Origin of the sequence: Sphaerotilus sulfidivorans (genome assembly GCF_013426975.1) — a bacterium.
GTDB classification, from domain to species: domain Bacteria; phylum Pseudomonadota; class Gammaproteobacteria; order Burkholderiales; family Burkholderiaceae_C; genus Sphaerotilus; species Sphaerotilus sulfidivorans.
This window is the reverse complement of record NZ_JACCPY010000003.1, coordinates 1-22,065: the sequence shown is the minus strand read 5'-3', so window position 1 is coordinate 22,065 and position 22,065 is coordinate 1. Positions and strand designations below refer to the sequence as shown.

Below are 22,065 nucleotides of genomic sequence, written 5' to 3'. Positions count from 1 at the left end.
GGAAGTCCGGATGGAAAAAGCCGGCCGGCACCCGAGGGTGGCGGCCGGCGTCGATTGTCGGTCGTCCGCGGGGACTCAGGGCAGCGGCTTCTCGCGGCGGGTCTCCAGGTAGGCCTTGATGGCCCACATGGCTTCCTGGTTGAAGGTGCCCTCGAACGGCGGCATGTAGACCGCGCCGTTGCGCACCTTGCCGCGGCGCACGCTGGTCAGGTAGTAGTCGTCGACATCCTTGACGCAGGCCGCCTGGCGGGCCGGGGCCTTGATGTTGGCGCAGTCGTTGTCGAGCTTGCGCAGGTCCGGGGCGATGCCGCCGGAGATGGCGTCCAGGCCGTGGCAGCGCGCGCAGTTCTGCGTGTAGGCCGAGGTGCCGACCTCGATGGCCTTGTCGTTCTTGCGATAGGGGTTTTCAGCGCGCCACTCCGCACCCAGCTGCGGCAGTGCCGAGGTGTCGACCGACTGCGGCGTCACGTCGCCGTGGGCCAGCGCCTGGCCGCCGAGGGTTGCAAGGGCCGCGAGGGCTGCTGCGCGAAAGAAAGTGCCACGTGCCATTCGTGTCTCCTGGAGGGTGCTGTGGAGTGGATGCCTGCGGGCATCGGCTGCTTGTTGCAGTTGCTGGCATCGAATCTGCAATCACTGTGCCAAGCACGGAAACCGGGGCGGATCGGGCGGCAAAACCAGGGTCTGTCCTGATCTGGCGGGTGTCGGTTGCTTCCGATTTGCGCGCAATCATGGTGTTTTCCAGCGCCCTGTGACATGTGACCGGGTCATGTGTTCGATTTGATGACAACCCGGATGGCCCTGTTCGATCCCGCCGCGAACATGTCCGTCCACTGGCAGGAACGCGAGACAATGGCGTCTCGTGCTCCACCGCCCAGAGACCAGAGAAGATCAGGAGACAGCATGGCAGGTCCCTATACCCCGGCATCCGCTGGTTTGCGCATGCGCCCCGGCAGCAGCAGCGATCCGCGGCGCCCGATCGCCTCGGCGCTGCCGCTCGACAACGAGCATGTGCACAAGATCGACCAGTCGCACCAGCGCTGCGCCGCCTTCGGGCTGTCGCGCATCGAGCGGCTGGACTATTCGCCGCTGGGACGATCCGACCTGGGCGTGGTGCGCGAGCGCAACCAGCGTCTGTACGCGCATGCCGCGCCGGTGATGGAGATGCTCTACGAGCAGATCGTCAACAGCGAGTCGATGGTGCTGCTGTGCGATGCCACCGGCACGATCCTGCACTCGATCGGCGATCAGGACTTCCTGAACCGCGCCTCCAAGGTCGCGCTGCAGCCCGGCGTGAACTGGTCGGAGCAGGCCAAGGGCACCAATGCGGTCGGCACCGCGCTGATCGAGGAGTCGCCCACGCTCGTGCATGCCGACGAGCACTACATGCATGCCAACCACTTCCTGACCTGCTCGGCCGCGCCCATTCTCGATCCGCGCGGCAACATCCTGGGCGTGCTCGATGTCTCCGGCGACCAGCGCAGCTACCACCAGCACACGATGGGCCTGGTGAAGATGAGCGCACGCATGATCGAGAACCACTGGCTGACCGACGACTACCGCAATGTCATGCGGCTGCACTTCCACAGCCGGGTCGAGTTCATCGGCACGCTGATGGAGGGCATCCTGGCGGTGAGCCAGGACGGCAAGCTGGTCGGTGCCAACCGCGGCGCGCTCGAGCAGCTCGGCCTGTCGGGTGCGGCGCTGCGCATGCACACCATCTCGTCGCTGTTCGGCACCACGGTGGCGGCGCTGGTCGACCGCTTCCGCTCGCCGCTGGCCACGCCGCTGCCGGTCGAGCTCTCCAGCGGCCGGCAGTTCCATGTCTATGCACGCTTCAACTGGCCGGTCTGGCATGCGGCCTCCAGCGGCTTTGCGGCCGAGGCGACCGCGTCCGCTGCCCAGGCGGCCGGGGCTGAGGCGGGCGCCGCTGAGGCCGGCGGCGGCGGCAGCAGTGCGGGCAGCAGCAGCGGCAGCGCGGGCGGCAGCACGGCGGCCGGTGCCGCGCCGGCCACCGGCCTGGCCAGCCTGAGCCTGGGCGACACCCAGTTCGCCGCGCTGATCGACAAGATCCGCCGTGTCCTCAACCGCGACATTCCGATCCTGATCCTCGGCGAGACCGGCACCGGCAAGGAGCTGCTGGCCCGCGCGATCCACCAGGATTCCGAGCGCGCCCGCCAGCCCTTCGTCGCGGTCAACTGCGCCTCGATTCCCGAGACGCTGATCGAGGCCGAGCTGTTCGGCTACGAGGAGGGCGCCTTCACCGGCGCGCGGCGCAAGGGCGCGGTCGGCAAGATCGTGCAGGCCAACGGCGGCACGCTCTTTCTCGACGAGATCGGCGACATGCCGATCAGCCTGCAGGCGCATCTGCTGCGGGTGCTGCAGGAGCGCCAGGTCACGCCGCTGGGCAGCGCCAAGTCGGTCTCGGTCGATGTGACGCTGGTCTGCGCGACCCACCGCAACCTGCGCGAGATGATCGAGCAGAAGGCCTTCCGCGAGGATCTCTACTACCGCCTCAACGGGCTGGCGGTGCGCCTGCCGCCGCTGCGCGAGCGCTCCGACCTGATGGCGCTGGTCGAGCGCATCCTGGACCGCGAGAGCCCGGAGCGGCGCCTGCGCCTGAGTCCGGAGGTGGTGCGGCTGTTCCAGGGCTACCACTGGCCGGGCAATGTGCGCCAGCTCTTCAACGTGCTGCGCACCGCCTGCGTGATGGCCTCTGGCGAGTCGCTGATCACCCGCGATCATCTGTCGGACGACTTCATCGACGACGCGCGGCGGGTGGCGCAGCAGCGCGCCGCCAGCGCCGAGCCGGTGGTCGCGCCGGTCTTTGTCGCGCCGACCGGACCGGCACAGCAGGTCGCCGCCGTGCCGATGCCGCCTGCGGCCGCGCCGGTCGAGCCGGTGCCGCCCGCCGCGTCGATGCCGGCGCCGCAGATGCCGGCACCGGTCGCTGCACGCCTGCCCGACGAGCCGGCGATGTCGCTCGAGGACATCGAGCTGCGCACCATCCAGCAGGCGGTCGATGCGGCCGGCGGCAACATCTCGGTCGCGGCCAAGCGCCTGGGCATCAGCCGCAACACCATCTACCGCAAGCTGCGCTGGCGCAGCGACGGCCGCTGAACCGCGCGCGGGCCGCCGAGGCCCGCGCGTCGCGGTCAGTCGGGGAGGCTCAGCGCGGCGCCGTGGCGCCGAACCAGCGCGCCTCGGCCTCGCGCCAGGCATGCTGCCAGTTCAGGCCATGGCGCAGGCCGGCGGCCATCGCGGCGGCCTCGGGCGCCGGCGGCGGGTCGCTTTCCTGCGTGCCGTCTTCCATCGCCTGGTCGGCCTGGCGCTCCAGCGTCTCCAGATAGGCCAGGTGGCCGGCGGGCGCCTGCGCGCCGAGCATCTCGCCCTGTTCCGGCAGCCAGTGCAGCGGGCCGTCCGGCTGCTGCTGCAGCGCCGACAGCGCCTGCAGCGAGGTCTTCATCACCGCGATGCGCGCGTCGCGCAGGTCGGGCGCGCCGTCGCTCCACAGCAGGCCGTGCGCGGCGGCGATGCGCTGGCGTGGCAGCTGCCAGACGGTGACCGCGGTGGTGTCCGAGCGCATCAGCCGATGCCAGCGCCACGGGCCGAGCCGGCCGGTGGTGCCGCGCAGCAGCCGCTCCGGCAGCACCACCGGCTCGGCCGGCGTGCCGGCGGGCAGGTCGCGGCGCTGCGCCAGCCGCTCCACGCACTGCGGGCAGCGTTCCCGCATCGCCGCGGCGACCTCCTCATGCGCCCAGCGTCGGGCGGCCGGCAGCCCGCCCTGGCCGAGCACCAGCTCCGGCCGCGGCCAGGGTGCGATCATGTCGCTCACCCGTCGGCCGGCCTGGCGCGCGAGCTGGCAGTCCAGCGCCCGCGCGAAGCGCGCATCCGGGCCGCTGCCCAGCAGCCACAGGCGCCGGCCCTCCCGCACCGCCAGCAGATTGGAGATGCGCCCCTGGTTGATTGCGTTGCTGTCGCCGGCGCTGCCGGAGATCAGCCAGACCCCGTCGGCCAGCGCCCGGATCGGCAGCGCCGGGCCCGGGCAGGGCGCTGGCGTGGCGCTCGCAGCGCCGGTGGCCGTCAGCAGCATGGCCAGGGCGGCGATCTTCGTGTCAGGCCAAGGCATTCGGGTTGCCCCTGTGTCAGCGTGTGGGTGTGGATTGTTCCCAAATGGAGCAGTGCATGACATGTCACCGCAGGGGCTCGATCCGGGCCCGGTCCGGGCTCGGGAATGTCCCTGTCGTGTCGGTCGTGAAGCGGCGCGGGCCTGCCTCAGGCGTCGGCCGAACGACACTCCGTGTCCGGCACGCGTCTTGCACGAAACAGGCCAGCGTCCGAAACGACCTCGGACCCCATTTTTCTCATTCCATCATGACCGAACTCGAAGTGCAGCAGGCCTGCCGCATTCTTTCCCGAGGGGTCGGGCAGCCGGAGATGCCATGAAGCTGGTCGTACTCAAGGGAGGCGGCGACGCCGTGCCGTTCCAGCCGATCGCGCCGGCGCTCAACTCGACCCGTGCGCCGGGCGTGCTGGCGCTGTCCGGCGACCAGATGCGCTGGGTGCTGATCAACATGTCGCCGGCGGTGGCCGGGCAGCTCGGCACCGATGCCCGGCTGCTGCGCCACCGCGGCCTGGCCGACGCGCCGGTGCGCGCGGTGGTGCTGACCGATTCGCAGGTCGACCATGTGACCGGCCTGCTGAGCCTGCGCGATGGCGCGCCGATCCATCTCTACGCGACGCCGGCCGTCTTCGAGGAGCTGACCCACACCCTGCCGGTGCTGCCGCTGCTGCAGCATTACTGCAGCGTGCACTGGCATGTGATCCCGGTGGCGGGCGAATCGCGCGAGGCGGTGTTCCGGGTCGAGGGCCAGCCGACGCTGGAGTTCACCGCGGTGGCCACCGACGGGCCGCTGCCGCTGCATTCGGCCCGGCCGGCCGCACCGGCGGTCGGCGAGACGATCGCGCTGGCGGTGCGCGATGTGGTGACCGGCCAGCGCCTGTTCTGCGCCCGCAGCCTGCTCGAGGCCGGGCCGGAGGCGCTCGAGTGGATGCAGCAGGCCGACTGCCTGCTGCTGGGCGACGACGCGATCGATCCGCGGCTGGAGGCCGGCGAGCAGGTCGAGGCCGGCGAGCAGCTGCTGGCGCAGCTCGATCAGGTCGGCGCGCGGCGCAAGCTGCTGATGCCGGTGCCGGAGTCCGGCCTGAGCGCGGCGGTGCCCGCCGGCGTGCTGGCCCGCCACGGCATCGAGCTGACCGCCGACCGGATGGAAATCGACCTCTGACATCGACCGCTGATCCCGCCCCGGGCAATCTGCCTTGGTGAAAGCCCGGACGGGACAGCCGGGCCGGTCCTGGGTACAACCGGCCCTGTCCGAACCCTTGCGTCCGCAACCCGTGCCGTGCCTCTTCCTTCCGATTCCGATGCCATGCTGCAGATCCAGGGCCTGATCAAGCGATACGGCGAGCGCACCGCGCTGGCCGGTCTGACGCTGGCGCTGCCGGCCGGGCAGTTCGTCGCGCTGCTCGGGCCCAACGGCGCCGGCAAGTCGACGCTGTTCCAGGTGCTGACCGGCCTGTTCGCCGCCGACGAGGGCGAGGTGGAGGTGGCCGGCCAGTCGCTGCGCCGCTCGGCGGTGCGTGCGCTGGCCGACATCGGCGTGGTGTTCCAGCAGATGTCGCTCGATCTCGACCTCTCGGTCGAGCGCAATCTGCGCTTCCATGCCGACCTGCACGGCCTGCCGCGCCGGGTGGCGGGCGAGCGCCTCGCCGAGGGCTGCCGCGCGCTGGGCCTCGACAAGGATCTGGCGCGGCCGGTGCGCGAGCTTTCGGGCGGCAACCGGCGCAAGGTCGAGCTGGTGCGGGCGCTGCTGCACCGGCCGAAGGTGGTGCTGATGGACGAGCCGACCGTGGGGCTCGACCCGAAGTCGCGCCGCGATCTGCTCGCCGCCATTCGCGCCGACATCGCCGCGCGCGGCACCACCGTGCTGTGGGCGACGCATCTGGTCGAGGAGGCCGAGGCCGCCGACCGGGTCGTCGTGCTGCACAAGGGCCGGCTGCTGGCCGATGGCTCGCCGGCCGCGGTCACGGTGGCGCTGGGCGGCGAGCGGCTCGAAGAGGCCTTCATCCGCGCCACCCACACGCCCTGAAGCCCTGAACTTCAAGACTTCCAGATGAAATCGATCCAGGAGACAAGAACCATGACTGCTCGCCATCTGCTTTCGCTCGCCGCCCTGGCGGCCCTGAGTGCCGCCGCCACGCTGCCGGCCCGTGCACAGACCGCCTTCGTCTCGAGCGAGAAGGACCACAAGCTGACGGTGGTGGACCTGAAGACGCAGGCGGTGACGGGCACGATCGCCACCTGCAAGCGCCCGCGCCACATGGTGCTGATGCCGGAGGGCCGGCAGCTGCTGGTGGCCTGCGGCGACTCGGGCCAGGCCGACCTGATCGATCTGGCCACGCGCAAGTCGGTGAGGAAGATCGGGCTGGGCGAGGACCCGGAGATCTTCGACCTGACGCCGGATGGAAGGACGCTGTATGTCTCGAACGAGGAGGACGGCGTGGTCGGGGTGGTCGATGTGGCCAGCGGCAAGCGCAGCGGCGAGATTAAGGTCGGCGAGGAGCCGGAGGGCGTGCTGGTCAGCCGGGATGGCAGGACGGTGTACGTGACCTCGGAGGTGGCGAGCCTGGTGCATGTGATCGACGCGGCCAGCGGGAAGGTGACGAAGAACATCAAGGTGGGCAAGCGGCCGAGGCGCTTCGCGCTGACGCCGGACGGCAGCCAGCTGTGGGTGACGAACGAGCTGGGCGCGAGCGTGACGGTGATCGGCACGAAGGACCATGAGGTGGTGGACACGATCCGCTTCGAGGTGAAGGGCGCTCGCGCGGCGGACATCACGCCGGTGGGGCTGGCGATGACGGCGGACGGCAAGCGTGCGTTCGTGGGGCTGGGCAAGGCCAACCATGTGGCCTTCGTGGATGTGGCGAGCCGGAAGGTGACGGACCTGGTGCTGGCGGGCAAGCGGGCATGGGGGCTGGGGCTGAACAAGGCGGAGGACCGGCTGCTGGTGGCCAACGGGCTGTCGGACGATCTGACGATCATCGACGTGGGTGCGGCCAAGGCGCTGAAGACGGTGGCGGTCGGGCGGGTGCCGCACAGCGTGGTGGTGGTGGAGTGATGAAGACGATGCCGCGGCTGCAGTTCATGTCCTGGCGGGATCGGGCGATCGGCGCGGCGCTGCTCGGCGTGGCGACGCTGGCGCCGGCGGCCGCCTTCAAGGCGACGCTGCTGGTGCCGGCCGGCGACGAGCGCCTGGACCGCACCCGGGTCGAGCGGGCCTATTTCGGCCATCCGACCGGGCCGGCCTCCGACGGGGTGCAGGTGGCGCTGAAGGAGGCGCGGCTGGAGCTGGAATCGGCCGGTGCCTCGCTGGCGGTCGAGACGGTCGAGGTCGGCTCGGCCGCCGAGGCCCGTGCGGCGGCGCAGAAGGCCGAGAAGGGCGGGGCGGTGGCGCTGCTGGCCGACCTGCCGGCCGACTGGCTGCTGGCCGGCGCGGACGCGGTCAGGCTGCCGGTGCTGAACCTGGGCGCCACCGAGGACCGGCTGCGCCAGCAGGACTGCCGGGCGCGCCTGCTGCATGTCATTCCGAGCGAGCGCATGCGCGCCGATGCGCTGGCGCAGGCCCTGGTCAGCCGCAAGTGGAGCAGCGTGCTGCTGCTGACCGGCCCGTCGGCGCAGGATGCCCAGCGCGCCGCCGTCGCGCAGGCCGCGATCCGGCGCTACGGCCTGAAGCTCGCCGGCCCCAGGCCCTTCAAGCTCTCGGGCGATCCGCGCGAGCGCGATCTGGCCAATCCGCTGCTGCTGACGCAGGGCGCGCATGATGTGGTCTGGGTGGTCGACAGCGACGGCGAGTTCGCCCGGATGCTGCCCTACCGCACCGCCACGCCGCGCCCGGTGGTGGGCGACGCCGGCCTGACCGCGCTGGCCTGGCATGCGCAGTACGACCGCTTCGGCGCGCCGCAGGTCTCGCGCCGCTTCGCCAAGGGCGCGCAGCGCCCGATGTCGGCCGCCGACTGGAGCGCCTGGATGGGCGGCAAGGCGCTGGCCGCCGCGGTGGTCGCCGCGCCGAAGGGGCCGGCCGCCGCGGTGCACAAGGCGCTGCTGGAGACCGAACTGGACGGCTCCAAGGGCGTGGCGATGAGCTTCCGCCCCTGGGACGGCCAGCTGCGCCAGACGATGCTGCTGACCGATGGCCAGGGCGTCATCGGCACCGCGCCGGTCGACGGCGTGCTGCATCCGAAGAACAGCCTCGACACCCTGGGCGTGGACGCGCCCGAGAAGCTCTGCAAGGTGGCGCGCTGATGGCCGGCCCGATGCATGCCCTGCAGGCCATGCGCGCCATCGTCTGGCGCGAGGTGGCGAAGTTCTCGCGCCAGACCGGCCGGCTGGTGTCGGCGCTGGTGCGCCCGCTGCTGTGGCTGGCGGTGTTCGCCGCCGGCTTCCGCAATGTCTTCGGCATGGCGATCGCCGAGCCCTACGACACCTACATCGCCTACGACGTCTACATCGCGCCCGGCCTGATCGGCATGGTGCTGCTGTTCAACGGCATGCAGTCGAGCCTGGCGATGGTCTACGACCGCGAGATGGGGCTGATGCGCCTCTTGCTGACCGCGCCGCTGCCCCGGCCCTGGATCCTGTTCTCGAAGCTGACCGCCACCGCGGTGCTGTCGCTGCTGCAGGCGCTGGCCTTCGTGCTGATCGCCTGGGCGATCGGCACCGAGCTGCCGCTGTGGGGGCCGCAGACGCCGCAGGTGCTGCTGGCGCTGGTCAGCGCGGCGCTGATGCTCGGGGCGCTCGGCCTGCTGCTGAGCGTGCATGTGAAGCAGCTGGAGAACTTCGCCGGCACGATGAACTTCGTGATCTTCCCGATGTACTTCATGTCCACCGCGCTCTACCCGCTGTGGAAGCTGGAGGAGTCGGGCGCGGCCTGGGTGTACCAGATCGCGCGCTTCAATCCCTTCACCCACGCCGTCGAGTGGATGCGCTACGCGATGTACGGCAAGGATCCGGGCTGGGCGCCGTGGATCGTGTTGGGCACGCTGGCGCTGTGCTTCGGCCTGGCGGCCTGGGGCTATGACCCGCAGCGCGGCTTCGGCGCGCTGACGAAACGCGGTGGCGGCGGCGGCGGTCCGCCCGGCGGCGCAGGAGGCTGACATGTCCGGTTTCTGGCAATCGATGCGCGAACGCAACCGCGCAGGCACGGCCCTGCCCGCCGACTACGCGCCGCCTGGCGGGGCTGCGGGCGTGGCGGGTGCGGCCGATCTGTCCGCGCTGGCGCAGCGCCTGTTCTGGGGCTGGGCGCTGCTGGCCGGGGTGGCCTTCTTCCTGATCTGGTGGATGCAGCGCCACGGCTGGTGGGTGCGGCTGATCGAGGGCGATCCCAGCGGCATCAGCCTGCTGATCGTGCTGCTGGGCGTGGTGGTGACCGGCTGGTGCGGCCGGCGCGCCTGGCGGCTGCAGGCCGAGGCGCAGCCCGGTCTGGCGCAGGGCTGGCGCGCCCGCTATCTCGACGAGCTGCGCCGCGGCCAGCCCGAGGCGACCGCGCTGCTGTCCGAGCGCACCCACGGTCCGCACGAGACCGCCTGGTGGTTCGCGGCCGCGACGATCAAGCTCGGCCTGCTCGGCACGGTGGTGGGCTTCATCCTGATGTCGATGCAGATCGGCCAGTCGCAGGGCTTCGAGCTGGCCGAGGTGCAGAAGCTGCTGCAGCAGATGACCGGCGGCATGGCGATCGCGCTCTACACCACGCTGGCCGGGCTGGTGGTCAACCTGTGGCTGGGGCTGCAGCTGCTGCTGCTCGACCGCCTGGCCGACCGGCTGGCGGCCGACATCCTGGCCGACGCTGCGGCGACCAGCACCGTGCGCGGGGCCTGACATGGCGGTGCTGCGCCCGCGTCGCACCGACGAGATCGACCCGTTCAGCGACCTGCTGTTCAACACGCTGCTGATCTTCGTCATGCTGTTCACCGTCGCGCTGCTGGCGATGAACCCGAAGGCGAAGACCGGCGTGATCGACGCCAAGGCCGAGTTCATCGTCACCGTGACCTGGCCGGACATGAACCCGAACGACATCGACACCTGGATCGAGGATCCGGGCGGCAACCGGGTGTGGTTCCGCCAGCGCGAGGGCGGAATGATGCACCTCGACCGCGACGACCGCGGCCTGTCGAACGACTCGATCGTGGTCAACGGCCAGCAGGTGGTGAACCCGCTGAACCAGGAGGTGGTGACGATCCGCGGCTTCGCGCCGGGCGAGTATGTCGTCAACGTCTTCTACTACGACAGCAAGGACGGCCAGCCGGTGCCGGTCAATGTCTCGGTGGTCAAGGTCAATCCGCGCGCCGAGGTGGTCTTCTACGGCACCGTGAACCTCCCCCGCAAGGGCGACGAGGCGACCGCGGTGCGCTTCTCGGTGGACCGCGACGGGCGGGTCACCGGGGTCAATACGCTGGCCAAGACGCTGGTGGAAAGGATCTGAGGCGATGACGACGACCGATGGCGTGCTGTGGGCCTTTGTCGCGGTGCTGTTCGTGCTGGGGCTGGCGCTGGTGGCCTCGCGCTGGCCGGTGTGGGCCAAGGGCCTGCTGGTGACCGCGGTGACCGCGCTGTATTTCTGGAGCGACGCCGCGCTCGAGCAGGTCTGGGGCTGGCCGAGCCGCCATGCGCTGCCCGAGCGCTTCGTGCTGCTGGCGGCGGTGTTCGACGAGCCGGCCAAGGGCCGCGAGGGCGCGCTCCATGTGTGGGTCAACGAGATCCGCGACGGCAAGCCGCTGCCGCAGCCGCGCGCCTACCAGCTGCCCTACAGCAAGGATCTGCATGCGCTCCTGGGCGAGGCGATCAAGAAGACCCGCCAGGGCGTGACCCAGCTGGGCACGTCCGAGCCGAAGCGCGGACCCAAGGGCCTGAGCTGGCTGCGCCCGGGCTCGGACGAGCAGGTGGTCAAGATCCGCGACCTGCCCGCGCCCCAGCTGCCGGAGAAGTGAGATGAGCCGCCATTCCTCCCGTGCCCGGGCCGCGCTGCTGGCCGCTGCGGTGCTGGCGCTGCTGGCCGGCTGCAAGAAGCCGCCGGGCAGCTCGCTGTTTCCGCTCGAGGAGGGCCGGCGCTGGACCTACCGCCTGAGCAGCGAGTGGGAGAACGACACCCGCGAGCGCGAGACGGTGGTGCTGAGCAACCTGGGGCGCGACAGCGCGCTCGAGTCCGGCAGCGCCTGGCACCGGCGCAGCGACACCGGGCTGGACTACTGGCTGCGCGCCGACGCCACCGGCATCTACCGGGTGGCTGCCAAGAGCGATGTCGACGCCGAGCCGAAGCCCGATCCGGCGCCGCGCTTCGTGCTCAAGGCGCCGATCGCGGTGGGCACCAGCTGGCAGACCACCACCACCACCTACCTGATGCGGCGCAACTCCGAATTTCCGCCGGAGATCCGCCATGCCCACCCGTCGGTGCCGGTGGTCTGGACGATCGAGGCGCTCGACGACCGGGTCGAGGTACCGGCCGGGCGTTTCGAGCAGTGCGTGCGCGTCAAGGGGCTGGCGCTGCTGCGGCTGTTCGCCGATCCGGTCAACGGGTTCAAGGACATGCCGCTGACGACGCTGGAGTGGTATTGCCCCGGCGTCGGGCTGGTCAAGGTGGAGCGGCGCGAGCCGGCCAACTCCACCTTCCTGACCGGCGGCACGATGACGATGGAGCTGATGGAATGGCAATGAGCAAGGATCCGCACGCGCCGCATCGCCGGCAGCTGCTGCGAACGCTGGCCACCGCGGTGGCGGCCGGGCCGGTGGCGGCGCTGGCCGCACGGGCGCAGCCGGGCGGCGCGGCCTCTGGCGCCGGCGCCGAGACGCGCTTTCCGCTGCGTCCGATCACGCTGTGGGTGCCCTGGCCGGCCGGCGGCGCCACCGACCTGACGATGCGGCTGCTGGCCGAGCTGGCCGGGCGCCATCTGGGCCAGAAGGTGGTGGTGGAGAACCGCGCCGGCGCCGGGGGCACGCTGGCGATGCCGATCCTGCAGCAGGCCGCACCCGACGGCTACACCCTCGCGCAGCTGCCCTATCCGGCGCTGCGCGCGCCGCACATCCAGCGGGTGCTGTGGGATCCGATCCGCGACACCACGCCGATCCTGCAGATCTCGGGCGTGACCTTCGGCATGGTGGTGCCAGCCGGCAGCACGCTGCGCAGCGTGGCCGACGTGATCGCCTTCGCCCGCGCGCACCCGGGTGATCTGACGGTCGCCACCAACGGCGCGGGCACCACGCCGCATGCGGTGATGGACGAGCTGGCCGCGCGCCACGGCTTCAGCTACATCCATGTGCCCTACAAGGGCACCTCCGAGCAGATGCTGGCGGTGGCCTCGGGCCAGGTGATGCTGGGCATCAACTCCAACGGCTTCGCGCCGTTTGTCGACTCGGGCCGGCTGCGCCTGCTGGCGATCTTCGCCGAGCACCGCACCCGGCGCTGGCCGAACGTGCCCACGCTCAAGGAGCTGGGCCACGGCATCGTCGCCACCTCGCCCTACGGGCTGGTCGGCCCCAGCGGCATGGCGCCGGCGGTGGTGGCGACGCTGCACGAGGCCTTCCGCGCCGCGATGCACGACCCGGCCCATGTGGCCGAGCTGGCCAAGTACGACCAGGAGCCCGACTACCTCGGCCCGGCCGACTACGGCCGCAGCCTGCGCGAGAGCTACGCCGCCGAGAAGCGCGCCGCCGAGCGGCTCGGGCTCAGGCCTTCCTGACGAATTCGGACTTCAGCTGCATCGCGCCGACGCCGTCGATGCGGCAGTCGATGTCATGGTCGCCCTCGACCAGCCGGATGCCGCGCACCTTGGTGCCGACCTTGATCACCAGCGAGGAGCCGCGCACCTTCAGGTCCTTGATCAGCGTGACGCTGTCGCCGTCGGCCAGCACCTGGCCGTTGGCGTCTCGCACCACCCGCGCGGCCTCGACCTCGGGCGCGGCGTCGGCCGCCTGGGGCGACCACTCATGGGCGCATTCCGGGCAGACCAGCAGCGCGCCGTCCTCGTAGGTGTAGGTGGACTGGCACTGGGGGCAGGCGGGCAGGGTCATGGGGGAATCCGGCTTGTGTTTGGGAAGAAGAGGGAGGCGGGACTGTACGCGAGCCGATTTTTCAAACATCACGCAACACGCTGAACTCTCGGAACAGCCGCACCGGCAGCGGCTGTGCCAATTGCCAGATGATGTTCATCGGGCGGGTGCCTTCAGCGGACACCAGGTGGACCGGACCGCAGGCACGGTAAGGCGTTCCGGGGCGCGATCTGACAAACAGCTGGAACTGCCAGCTCGACGCGGCAGACGTGTCCGTGCCGAGATAGCGCCGGCCAGCGGCCGTGTCGGGTCCAGTGCTGTTCTGGCTCTGCCAGTGAAATTGCGTCGTGCTGATCGCATGGTCGCGGTAGGCGATGCGGTCGTGATAACCCTCGCTTTTGTCGAGCGTGACAAACAGCAGTTCGGTGCGGCGGTCATGCAGCGGCAACACGCCGGCCTGGAAGGGCGAACGTCGCGAAGCGCTGAGCCAGCCGACAGCGGTCAGGACCTCGCGGATGCCATACGCCGCATGCAAGCACAGTGGTGTGTCTTCCAGGCCGGGCAGCGGTTGGCTCGACAGGGTGCTGCGGGCTCGCAGCAGTGCGGTCAGTTCACCCAGCTCCTGTCGGATGTCCGGGTGAGCCGCCAGCCGTTCCGTCCAGTCCTCCGGGGTGCCGGTTTGGTGGTGCTGCCCGTCGATCTGATAGGCCAGCATCTGCACGGTCAGCGCGTCTGCTTGTTCTGGACTGTCCGGGCGTGCCAGTGCCGCCATTGCATCCAGGCGCCGTGTGTCTTCGATGTGGAGCAGATCGCCGAAGCGTCGGCTGAAATAAGCCTCTTCTGGGCCAGCTGCCGAGTTCAGCAGGCCGGCATCGCGGCGCAGTGTGGTCCAGCCGCTGGGGCTGCTGCCGGTGGCTTGGCGGTAGATGTCCTCCAGGCTCAGGAGCTGATCGCGCAAGAAGGTGCTGAGCTGTAGCGGTGCGCCTCCTGGGCGTTGCGCCGCATAGGCCAGCAGCTCGGCGCGCAGGCGTGTCCAGCGGTTGTTGGCCGCTTGACGCAGGCTGGCCAGAACGCGGTCGCGTGTCTGGCGCTGCAGTTGCACATGGCAACCCGCAGGCAGCGAGCCGAAGCCATGCTCCACGCTGTCGATCAGTTCGCGCCGGGATTGACCGGTCAGTGCTCCGAGCAGGCGATCGAAGCGGAAGTCGGCGCGGTGCTGACCGACGAAGTCCAGCACCAGACAGCTTTCCTTGTTCGGGCTGAGCCTCAGCCCGCGGCCGATCTGCTGTTGGAAGACCACGGCGCTTTGTGTCGGACGCAGCAGCAGCAGGGTGTCGACAAAGGGCAGATCCACGCCCTCGTTGTAGAGATCGACGGTGACCAGCGCACAGAGTTCGCCTTGCTCGAGCCGGCGCGGTGCGCGGCGACGCTCTTCGGGATCGGTATCGCCGACGATGCAGGCCGCCGGCAGGCCGGCTGCGTTGAAGTGGTGGGTCATCAGCTGCGCATGGGCCACCGAGACGCAGAACACCAGGGCGCGGCTGCGGCGTGCGTCGGCGGCCAGCCTGCCCCATTCGCGAATGACGGCCCGGGCGCGCGCATCGTTGCCGGAGAGCAGCCGATCGAGTTCGGCCCGCTCGCCCGAACGGTCCCAGGGGACGGCGCTCAGGTCGGTCTCGTCGTCGCAGGCGTAGTACTCGAAGGGTGCCAGCAATTGCAGGTCCAGCGCGTGCCACAGCCGCAGCTCGACCGCGGCTGAGCCGTCGCCGCGGAGGTCGAAGTAGGGCGTCAGGGGCTGGCCGTCGCCGCGCTCAGGCGTGGCAGTCAGTCCCAGCAGCACGCGTGGTCGGATCTGGCGCGCCAGCCGGTCGAAACGCTCCCCGGCGAGGCGATGGCACTCGTCGATGATGACGGTGTGCCAGTGCCCTGGGCCATGGCGGGCCAGCAGATCGCGGCTGTCGACGCTGTCGATGGTGGCAAACAGATGGTCCGGGCTGTCGGGCTCGTGGCCCCCTGCGAGCAGATCGCCGAATTCGGGGTCGCGCAGCACCTCACGGAAGGTGCGCAGGGCCTGGCGCAGGATTTCCTCTCGGTGGGCGACAAACAGCAGCCGCGGACGACCGCCGTGCTGCTGGCAGCTGCGCCGGTAGTCGAATGCCGCGACAACTGTTTTGCCGGTACCGGTGGCCGCGACAACCAAATTGCGCCATCGCCCCTGCTCGCGCTCGATGGCGAGCTGCTCGAGCATGTCCTGCTGGTAGCTCTTGGGCTGAAGATCAAAGAACCCGATGCGTGCGCCTGAGGTGAAGGTCTCGCCGGATTCGGTGCGCAGCGCACTCGTCAGTGCCTCTCGATGCACGGGGTCATCCGGGTCATAAGGCTGGAATTCGCTGTCGGACCACAGCGTTTCGAAATGCGCCCGGGCCTGCTCGAACAAGGCTTCCTGCGCACGTTGAGTCAGCTTTACCGTCCATTCCAGACCCCCGCTGAGCGCAGCACCCGACAGGTTGGCGCTGCCGATATAGGCCGAGCCGAAACCCGTGTGACGCCGGAAGATCCACGCTTTGGCGTGCAGTCGGGTGCGTCTGCCGTCCAGCGAAATGCGCACCTCGCAGCCGGGCAGTCGTGCCAGCTCATCGATTGCCTTGGCCTCGGTTGCACCGGTGTAGGTGGTGGTCAGGATGCGGATCGGTAGGCCTGGCCGGCCGTCGGCGCCCACCGCAGTGGCTTGTAGCAGCACATCACGTAGCTTGCGCACGCCCGACACGGTAATGAAGCTCACCAGGATGTCGACCTGATCTGCTGAGGCCAGTTCGCGACGCAGTTCCTGCAGCAGGGATGGCGACGCCTTGCCCGCGGTGAACAGCCAGGGTGCCATCAGACCGGTCTGGGGTGCTGAATCCGAAAGCAGGCGATGGTGTTCGATGGCCTTGAGCTGTCGCGGTGGGGCTGCTGCCAGATCCACGCCGGCGCTGTCGGAGCTGGTTGTTATCCAGGGTGCCTCACCCAGACGCTGGCGCAGCGAGATCAGCAACTCATTGACCAGCGCCAGCTGCTGATGCGCCCGGCCTTGGGGATCGCCCTGCAGGTCCTGCAGCACCTGACTGAGCTGGCGAGCGACCAGATCGATCAGCGCATCGGTGGCATCAGCCTGCAAGGGCTGACAGTGGGCTTGTGCGCCGCTGGTCTCGATCTGTCGTGACAGGGCTTCGGTGAGGATCTGGTCGTACAGACCGTGGGGCAGGAAAGACATCCCGCCAGGCTAAATCAGAAAACAAAAAAGCGGCCCTCAGGCCGCTTCTTCATGCCCCGCGATGGACCGCGGGTGAGTCGCCCTGCGCTCAGACGCGCTTGCGGTACTCGTGCGTGCGGGTGTCGATTTCGATCTTGTCGCCGTCTTCGACGAACAGCGGCACGGCGATCTCGAAACCGGTCGGGACGATGCGGGCCGGCTTCATGACCTTGCCCGAGGTGTCGCCCTTGACGCCCGGCTCGGTGTTGATCTCGCGGACCACCGAGGTCGGCATTTCGACCGAGATGGCCTTGCCGTCGTAGAAGGTCACTTCGACCTGCATCTCGTCGAGCAGGTAGTTCAGGGCGTCGCCCATGTTCTCGGCCTCGACCTCGTACTGGTTGTACTCGGTGTCCATGAACACGTACATCGGGTCGGCGAAGTAGGAGTAGGTGCACTCCTTCTTGTCGAGGATGATCTGGTCCATCTTGTCGTCGGCCTTGAAGACCACTTCGGCGCCGCCGCCGTTGAGCAGGTTCTTCATCTTCATGCGGACGGTGGCCGCGCCACGGCCGCCGCGGCTGTACTCGGTGCGCAGCACGACCATCGGGTCCTTGCCCTGCATGATGACGTTGCCGGCGCGGATTTCCTGTGCGAGTTTCATAGACGACTTTCGGTGGAAGCTGGGGCCGGGGTCTGGCGGGTGCGCCCGGCCGGGCATGGCGGTGATGGCGGTGAGCTGACATCGACCCGCCACACCGCGAAACCCGGCATTCTAGCGCGCTCGTGCGTCAGGACGTTGCCGGCGCGCCGTGCCCGCTGCGCGCGATCGCCTCGGCCAGCAGCGCGCTGCCCAGGTCGGGCTGAAGCGCCCAGCGCGCGGCGCGCTGGCGGCAGGCCGCGCCCCAGCCCTCGCGCAGCAGCGGCCAGAGCTGCGCCCACACCACCGGCAGCCGCGCCGGCGACTCCAGCCCGTTCCAGAGCCGCATCATCTCGGCCACCGGCCGCGCCAGCGGCGCGGGCATGCCCTGCAGCGCCAGATCCAGGAAGGCCTCGAGCTTGGGCGCATGCGCGCCGTCGTCCTGGCGGTAGAGCTGCCACAGCATCGGCCGGCCGGACCAGATCGCGCGCACCGCGCTGTCCTCGCCGCGCACCAGGTTGAGATCGCTCGCCCACAGCAGCCGGTCGAACTCGATCTGCGAGACATGCGGCAGGAAATGCAGCCGCAGCGCGCCGACCTCCAGCCCGGCCTCGCTGCGGTGCAGACCGCGCGTGGCCAGCCAGGCGCGCACCTGGCGCTCGCTGTGGCCGGGCGTGACCAGCAGCGTGGTGCCGATGGCGCGCGACGGCCGCGCGCTGCCGCCGTGGCCGTCGGCCAGCAGGTCCAGCCAGGCCGGCAGCAGCGGCTGGTCGTAGCCGAACAGCAGCATCAGCGCATGGTCGGCCGGATCGTCGGCGCCCAGGCGCAGGCCCAGCCGCGCCAGCGTGGCCGCGCGGTGGTGCGCGTCGCGGCGCGCCAGCAGGCCCGGCTCGCGCAGCAGCCCGCCGGTGCGCTCGGTGAAGCCGGGATAGAAGAACCACTTCGTCAGCCCGCGCCCCGGGCCGCTCCACTGCGGCGAGGCCAGCCGGTGCGAGCGCTCGACGTAGGGCTCGGCGCTCAGGTATTCGAGGTTGAACCACAGCGGCGCCGGCGCGCCGGAGGCGGCCCGCGCGGCCATGCGCGCGACGAAGGCCGCCGGCGGATCGCAGCCGAAGGCCTCGACCACCACGTCGCCGGGCACCTCGTCGTCCTGCGGATCGCGCCAGGGCAGCACCACGACGCCGGGCGCGCCCTGCGGCGCCATCCAGTTCAGCGCCGAGGCGTCGTCGATCCACAGCCGCACCTCGGCGCCGCGGCCGGCCAGGTCGCACGCCAGGCGCCAGCACACGCCCAGGTCGCCGTGGTTGTCGATGACGCGGCAGAACAGATCCCAGCGGCGCAGCGCGGCCGGAATGCACAGCAGGGGGGCAGGGCTTTCCTCGGTCATGGCGCGATTATCCCGGGCGGCACAATCGTGACCATGACGACGCCGCAGAAGAAGACGCAGACGCCCGAGACATCGCCCGGACCGGTCGCCGAACCGGTCGCCGCACCGGGGCCCGACGAGGCCGCCGCCGCCGCCGCCGCCGCGCTGACCGCCGCCGCGGCCGCCGCCCGCGAGCGGCTGCTGGCCGAGGTGGCCGCGCTGCCGCTGCTGCCCGGCGTCTACCGCTACTTTGACGCCAACGACCAGCTGCTCTACGTCGGCAAGGCCAAGCTGCTGCGCCGGCGCGTCTCGAGCTATTTCCAGCGCGACCACGGCGGCACGCGCATCGGCCACATGGTCTCGCGCATCGTGCGGCTGGAGACGACCGTGGTGCGCTCCGAGGCCGAGGCGCTGCTGCTCGAGAACAACCTGATCAAGACGCTCAACCCGCGCTACAACATCCTGTTCCGCGACGACAAGAGCTATCCCTACCTGAAGTTCGTCAGCCACGACTTCCCGCGGGTCGTCTACTACCGCGGCGCGGTCGACCGCCGCCACCGCTACTTCGGCCCCTACCCGAGCGCCTGGGCGGTGAAGGAGGGCATCCAGCTGATGCAGAAGGTCTTCCGGCTGCGGACCTGCGAGGACAGCGTCTTCGCCAACCGAAGCCGGCCCTGCCTGCTGTTCCAGATCCGGCGCTGCTCCGGCCCCTGCGTCGACCTGATCAGCCGCGAGGACTATGCGCACGACGTGCGCGAGGCCGCGCGCTTCCTGGGCGGCGAGACCGAGCAGGTGCTCGCCGGCCTGCAGCAGCGCATGATGGACGCGGCCGAGCGGCTGGAATACGAGCGCGCCGGCGAGATCCGCGACCAGATCGCCACGCTCTCCAAGGTGCTGCAGCAGCAGGCGGTCTTCAACCTGGACGACCGCGACGTCGACATCCTGGCGGTGAAGGTGCAGGGCGGACGCGCCTGCGTGAACCTGGCGATGGTGCGCGGCGGCCGTCACCTCGGCGACCGGGCGCATTTCCCGGCGCATGTCGAGGACGCGATGGCGCTGCAGTTCGACGAGGTCGAGGAGGGCGCCGCCACCGCCGCCGAGGCGGTCCCCGGTGCCGCGCCGCCGGTCGAGCTGCGGGTGCTGGAGGCCTTCATCGCCCAGCACTACCTGGGCACCGACTGCCCGCCGCTGCTGGTGACCAGCCACGCGGTCTCGCGCGAGCTGCTGGCGGCGCTGTCGGAGCAGGCCGGGCGCAAGGTGGCGGCGCAGCACCAGCCGCGCGAGCAGCGCCGCGCCTGGCTGGACATGGCGATCAAGGGCGCCGAGCTGGCGCTGGCGCGGCTGCTGGCCGAGGAGGGCTCGCAGCAGGCGCGCACCCGCGCGCTGGTCGAGGCGCTCGATCTGGCGCCCGAGGGGCTCGACGGCGGGCTGGAGTCGCTGCGCATCGAGTGCTTCGACATCAGCCACACCGCCGGCGAGGCCACCCGCGCCTCCTGCGTGGTCTTCGAGGGCCACCGCATGCAGCCCGCGCAGTACCGGCGCTTCGACATCACCGGCATCACCGGCGGCGACGACTACGCGGCGATGCGCCAGGCGCTGGAGCGCCGCTACGCCAAACTGGCCGAGGCCGCGCGCGAGGACGGCGGCGCCGCGCCGCCGCGGCGCAGCGGCCAGGCGCGGCTGCCGGATCTGGTGCTGATCGACGGCGGTCGCGGTCAGGTCGCGGTCGCGCGCGAGGTCTTCGAGCGGCTGGGGCTGGACCTCTCGCTGATCGTCGGCGTCGAGAAGGGCGAGGGCCGCAAGGTCGGCCTGGAGGAGCTGGTCTTCGCCGACGGCCGCGAGAAGGTGTACCTGGGGCGCGATTCGGCCGCGCTGATGCTGGTGGCGCAGATCCGCGACGAGGCGCACCGCCACGCCATCACCGGCATGCGCGCCCGGCGCGCCTCGGTGCGCACCGGCGCGGGCTCGAGCCGGCTCGAGGAGATCGCCGGCGTGGGCCCGAAGAAGCGCGCGCGGCTGCTGCAGCGCTTCGGCGGCGTGCGCGGCGTGGCCGCGGCCAGCGTCGAGGAGCTGGCCTCGGTCGAGGGCATCTCGCAGGATCTGGCCGAGGCGATCTACCAGGCGCTGCGCTGAATCCGCGGTACCGCGTGTCAGCGGCACCACACGGCCTGCAGGCACAATGCGTGCATGTTCTGGACCCTGCCTACGCTGCTGACCTGGGCGCGCATCGTCGCCATCCCCCTGATCGTCGGGATCTACTACCTGCCCGTCGAGATGGCGCAGCGCAACCTGATGGCCACCGTGCTGTTCATCGTCGTGGCGCTGACCGACTGGCTCGACGGCTGGCTGGCGCGCCGGCTCAACCAGACCTCGTCCTTCGGCGCCTTCCTCGATCCGGTGGCCGACAAGTTCCTGGTCTGCGCGGCGCTGCTGGTGCTGCTGCAGCTCGACCGGGTCAACGCGCTGGTGGCGCTGGTCATCATCGGCCGCGAGATCGCGATCTCGGCGCTGCGCGAGTGGATGGCGCAGATCGGCGCCTCGCGCAGCGTGGCGGTGCACATGATCGGCAAGCTCAAGACCGGCGCGCAGATGGTGGCCATTCCCTTCCTGCTCTACGACGGCCGGCTGTTCGGGGTGGTCGACACCCGGCTGTGGGGCACGGTGGCGATCCTGGGGGCGTCGGTGCTGACCATCTGGTCGATGGTCTACTACCTGCAGAAGGCGCTGCCCGAGATCCGCGCCAAGGCGCGCTGAGGCTGATCTGATACAGTCACGGTCCTGCCGGAAGTCGGGTCGCACCGGGTGCTTAGCTCAGTTGGTAGAGCGGCGCCCTTACAAGGCGTAGGTCGGGGGTTCGAGCCCCTCAGCACCCACCAGCATCTTCCCGGTGCCCGCGGTGGCGCCCGACGATCGCGGCAGCATCATCAAAGGCGAACCCCGGTTCGCCTTTTTCATGTCGCAAGGAAGCGCCGATGTTCGATTTCGTCCGCCGCCACACGCGGATCCTGCAGTTCATCCTGCTGCTGCTGATCGTCCCGTCCTTCGTGGTGTTCGGCATCCAGGGCTATGACCAGTTCTCCGAGGGCCGCGACAGCGTCGCGCGCGTCGACGGCCAGGACATCAGCCGCTCGGAGTGGGACAACGCCCATCGCAACCAGATCGAGCGCATGCGTGCGCAGATGCCCGGCATCGACGTGAAGATGCTCGACACGCCCGAGGTGCGCCAGCGCGTGCTCGAGCAGCTGGTCGACGAGCGGGTGATCTTCGCCGCCGCACGCGACCTGCACCTGACCCCGACCGAGCAGCGCCTGGAGCGCCTGTTCAAGACCGACGCGCAGTTCGAGCAGCTGCGCAATCCCGACGGCAGCGTGCGCAAGGAGCTGCTGGCCGCGCAGGGCATGACCTCGGCGATGTTCGCGCAGCGCCTGTCGCAGGACATCGCGATGAGCCAGGTCACCTCGGCGATCGCGCTCTCGGCCTTCGCGCCGGAGACGGTCGCGCGTGCCGCGGTCGATGCCTTCTACCAGCGCCGCGAGGTGCGGGTGGTGCGCTTCGACGCCCGCGAGCAGCTCGGCAAGGTCCAGGTCACGGACGCCGACCTGCAGGCCTACTACGACGATGCGGCCAACGCCCGCCGCTTCCAGTCGCCCGAGTCGGTCACGATGGAGTACCTGGTGCTGGATCTGCCCTCGGTCGAGCGCGGCATCAGCATCGCCGAGGACGACCTGCGC

20 protein-coding genes and 1 tRNA gene are annotated in these 22,065 nt (G+C 70.4%); 15 read left to right on the top strand and 6 right to left on the bottom strand.

The features are described from left to right. Positions 1-75: 75 nt before the first annotated feature. A complete protein-coding gene (gene pedF, locus HZU84_RS02300) occupies positions 76-549 on the bottom strand; it encodes a cytochrome c-550 PedF (protein ID WP_149503148.1) in 474 nt (157 codons plus the stop codon). A 351-nt stretch (positions 550-900) separates the two neighbouring features. Here pedF and HZU84_RS02295 point away from each other — a divergent pair, with 351 nt between their 5' ends. Continuing rightward, a complete protein-coding gene (locus tag HZU84_RS02295; RefSeq protein ID WP_149503149.1) occupies positions 901-3,117 on the top strand; it encodes a sigma-54-dependent Fis family transcriptional regulator in 2,217 nt (738 codons plus the stop codon). 49 nt (positions 3,118-3,166) lie between these two features. Here HZU84_RS02295 and HZU84_RS02290 read toward each other — a convergent pair whose 3' ends face one another. After that, a complete protein-coding gene (locus HZU84_RS02290) occupies positions 3,167-4,126 on the bottom strand; it encodes a phage virion morphogenesis protein (RefSeq protein ID WP_180692760.1) in 960 nt (319 codons plus the stop codon). A gap of 313 nt (positions 4,127-4,439) precedes the next feature. On the opposite strand from HZU84_RS02290, the gene HZU84_RS02285 reads away from it, so the two are divergent. From HZU84_RS02285 to HZU84_RS02240, 10 genes are all read left to right on the top strand, one after another. Continuing rightward, a complete protein-coding gene (locus HZU84_RS02285; protein ID WP_180692759.1) occupies positions 4,440-5,282 on the top strand; it encodes an MBL fold metallo-hydrolase in 843 nt (280 codons plus the stop codon). A gap of 144 nt (positions 5,283-5,426) precedes the next feature. Continuing rightward, positions 5,427-6,146: an ATP-binding cassette domain-containing protein gene (locus HZU84_RS02280; protein ID WP_149503152.1), complete on the top strand. Its 720-nt coding sequence runs from the start codon at positions 5,427-5,429 to the stop codon at positions 6,144-6,146. Between the two features lie 51 nt (positions 6,147-6,197). Next, a complete protein-coding gene (locus tag HZU84_RS02275; RefSeq protein ID WP_149503153.1) occupies positions 6,198-7,175 on the top strand; it encodes a PQQ-dependent catabolism-associated beta-propeller protein in 978 nt (325 codons plus the stop codon). A gap of 8 nt (positions 7,176-7,183) precedes the next feature. Continuing rightward, positions 7,184-8,359: a type 1 periplasmic-binding domain-containing protein gene (locus HZU84_RS02270; RefSeq protein ID WP_375139015.1), complete on the top strand. Its 1,176-nt coding sequence runs from the start codon at positions 7,184-7,186 to the stop codon at positions 8,357-8,359. Next, the gene (locus HZU84_RS02265; protein WP_149503154.1) at positions 8,359-9,210 is read left to right on the top strand and encodes an ABC transporter permease; all 852 of its coding nucleotides are present in this window, start codon (positions 8,359-8,361) and stop codon (positions 9,208-9,210) included. Before HZU84_RS02270 ends, HZU84_RS02265 begins: the two co-directional genes overlap by 1 nt. 1 nt (position 9,211) lies before the next feature. Beyond that, positions 9,212-9,931, top strand: a complete 720-nt coding sequence (locus tag HZU84_RS02260; protein WP_149503155.1) for a MotA/TolQ/ExbB proton channel family protein — start codon at positions 9,212-9,214, stop codon at positions 9,929-9,931. Position 9,932: 1 nt separating this feature from the next. Then, entirely contained in the window at positions 9,933-10,535 is a 603-nt protein-coding gene (locus HZU84_RS02255; RefSeq protein WP_149503156.1) for a hypothetical protein, read from the top strand. Positions 10,536-10,539: 4 nt separating this feature from the next. Continuing rightward, on the top strand, positions 10,540-11,040 hold the full coding sequence (locus tag HZU84_RS02250) for a hypothetical protein (RefSeq protein ID WP_149503157.1): 501 nt from the start codon (positions 10,540-10,542) through the stop codon (positions 11,038-11,040). Between the two features lies 1 nt (position 11,041). After that, positions 11,042-11,764, top strand: a complete 723-nt coding sequence (locus HZU84_RS02245; RefSeq protein WP_149503158.1) for a hypothetical protein — start codon at positions 11,042-11,044, stop codon at positions 11,762-11,764. Next, the gene (locus HZU84_RS02240) at positions 11,761-12,786 is read left to right on the top strand and encodes a tripartite tricarboxylate transporter substrate binding protein (protein ID WP_149505185.1); all 1,026 of its coding nucleotides are present in this window, start codon (positions 11,761-11,763) and stop codon (positions 12,784-12,786) included. Before HZU84_RS02245 ends, HZU84_RS02240 begins: the two co-directional genes overlap by 4 nt. On the opposite strand, the gene HZU84_RS02235 is transcribed toward HZU84_RS02240, so the two are convergent. From HZU84_RS02235 to earP, 4 genes are all read right to left on the bottom strand, one after another. Beyond that, complete coding sequence (locus HZU84_RS02235) at positions 12,773-13,117, bottom strand: zinc ribbon domain-containing protein YjdM (RefSeq protein ID WP_149503159.1); 345 nt, start codon at positions 13,115-13,117, stop codon at positions 12,773-12,775. The genes HZU84_RS02240 and HZU84_RS02235 overlap by 14 nt on opposite strands. A gap of 61 nt (positions 13,118-13,178) precedes the next feature. Next, positions 13,179-16,349, bottom strand: a complete 3,171-nt coding sequence (locus tag HZU84_RS02230) for a DEAD/DEAH box helicase (RefSeq protein WP_149503160.1) — start codon at positions 16,347-16,349, stop codon at positions 13,179-13,181. Positions 16,350-16,437: 88 nt separating this feature from the next. Beyond that, positions 16,438-16,992: an elongation factor P gene (efp, locus tag HZU84_RS02225; protein WP_037481222.1), complete on the bottom strand. Its 555-nt coding sequence runs from the start codon at positions 16,990-16,992 to the stop codon at positions 16,438-16,440. Between the two features lie 127 nt (positions 16,993-17,119). Then, positions 17,120-18,355, bottom strand: coding sequence for an elongation factor P maturation arginine rhamnosyltransferase EarP (earP, locus tag HZU84_RS02220; protein ID WP_149503161.1), 1,236 nt, complete (start codon positions 18,353-18,355; stop codon positions 17,120-17,122). 33 nt (positions 18,356-18,388) lie between these two features. Here earP and uvrC point away from each other — a divergent pair, with 33 nt between their 5' ends. The 4 genes from uvrC to HZU84_RS02200 all read left to right on the top strand — a co-directional run. Beyond that, positions 18,389-20,467 carry an excinuclease ABC subunit UvrC gene (gene uvrC, locus HZU84_RS02215; RefSeq protein ID WP_180692758.1) on the top strand — a complete coding sequence of 693 codons (2,079 nt, stop codon included), beginning with the start codon at positions 18,389-18,391 and terminating at the stop codon, positions 20,465-20,467. 54 nt (positions 20,468-20,521) lie between these two features. Next, entirely contained in the window at positions 20,522-21,088 is a 567-nt protein-coding gene (pgsA, locus tag HZU84_RS02210; protein WP_149503163.1) for a CDP-diacylglycerol--glycerol-3-phosphate 3-phosphatidyltransferase, read from the top strand. A gap of 46 nt (positions 21,089-21,134) precedes the next feature. Further along, a tRNA-Val gene (locus tag HZU84_RS02205) sits at positions 21,135-21,210 on the top strand. 96 nt (positions 21,211-21,306) lie between these two features. After that, positions 21,307-22,065, top strand: a 759-nt coding sequence (locus tag HZU84_RS02200) for a SurA N-terminal domain-containing protein (RefSeq protein ID WP_180692757.1), incomplete at its 3' end; no start/stop codon positions are given.

What these genes read in the sequence shown, in the direction of transcription:
- pedF (WP_149503148.1), bottom strand. Translation starts at nt 549, where the DNA reads ATGGCACGTGGCACTTTCTTTCGCGCAGCAGCCCTCGCGGCCCTTGCA.
- HZU84_RS02295 (WP_149503149.1), top strand. Translation starts at nt 901, where the DNA reads ATGGCAGGTCCCTATACCCCGGCATCCGCTGGTTTGCGCATGCGCCCC.
- HZU84_RS02290 (WP_180692760.1), bottom strand. Translation starts at nt 4,126, where the DNA reads ATGCCTTGGCCTGACACGAAGATCGCCGCCCTGGCCATGCTGCTGACG.
- HZU84_RS02285 (WP_180692759.1), top strand. Translation starts at nt 4,440, where the DNA reads ATGAAGCTGGTCGTACTCAAGGGAGGCGGCGACGCCGTGCCGTTCCAG.
- HZU84_RS02280 (WP_149503152.1), top strand. Translation starts at nt 5,427, where the DNA reads ATGCTGCAGATCCAGGGCCTGATCAAGCGATACGGCGAGCGCACCGCG.
- HZU84_RS02275 (WP_149503153.1), top strand. Translation starts at nt 6,198, where the DNA reads ATGACTGCTCGCCATCTGCTTTCGCTCGCCGCCCTGGCGGCCCTGAGT.
- HZU84_RS02270 (WP_375139015.1), top strand. Translation starts at nt 7,184, where the DNA reads ATGCCGCGGCTGCAGTTCATGTCCTGGCGGGATCGGGCGATCGGCGCG.
- HZU84_RS02265 (WP_149503154.1), top strand. Translation starts at nt 8,359, where the DNA reads ATGGCCGGCCCGATGCATGCCCTGCAGGCCATGCGCGCCATCGTCTGG.
- HZU84_RS02260 (WP_149503155.1), top strand. Translation starts at nt 9,212, where the DNA reads ATGTCCGGTTTCTGGCAATCGATGCGCGAACGCAACCGCGCAGGCACG.
- HZU84_RS02255 (WP_149503156.1), top strand. Translation starts at nt 9,933, where the DNA reads ATGGCGGTGCTGCGCCCGCGTCGCACCGACGAGATCGACCCGTTCAGC.
- HZU84_RS02250 (WP_149503157.1), top strand. Translation starts at nt 10,540, where the DNA reads ATGACGACGACCGATGGCGTGCTGTGGGCCTTTGTCGCGGTGCTGTTC.
- HZU84_RS02245 (WP_149503158.1), top strand. Translation starts at nt 11,042, where the DNA reads ATGAGCCGCCATTCCTCCCGTGCCCGGGCCGCGCTGCTGGCCGCTGCG.
- HZU84_RS02240 (WP_149505185.1), top strand. Translation starts at nt 11,761, where the DNA reads ATGAGCAAGGATCCGCACGCGCCGCATCGCCGGCAGCTGCTGCGAACG.
- HZU84_RS02235 (WP_149503159.1), bottom strand. Translation starts at nt 13,117, where the DNA reads ATGACCCTGCCCGCCTGCCCCCAGTGCCAGTCCACCTACACCTACGAG.
- HZU84_RS02230 (WP_149503160.1), bottom strand. Translation starts at nt 16,349, where the DNA reads ATGTCTTTCCTGCCCCACGGTCTGTACGACCAGATCCTCACCGAAGCC.
- efp (WP_037481222.1), bottom strand. Translation starts at nt 16,992, where the DNA reads ATGAAACTCGCACAGGAAATCCGCGCCGGCAACGTCATCATGCAGGGC.
- earP (WP_149503161.1), bottom strand. Translation starts at nt 18,355, where the DNA reads ATGACCGAGGAAAGCCCTGCCCCCCTGCTGTGCATTCCGGCCGCGCTG.
- uvrC (WP_180692758.1), top strand. Translation starts at nt 18,389, where the DNA reads ATGACGACGCCGCAGAAGAAGACGCAGACGCCCGAGACATCGCCCGGA.
- pgsA (WP_149503163.1), top strand. Translation starts at nt 20,522, where the DNA reads ATGTTCTGGACCCTGCCTACGCTGCTGACCTGGGCGCGCATCGTCGCC.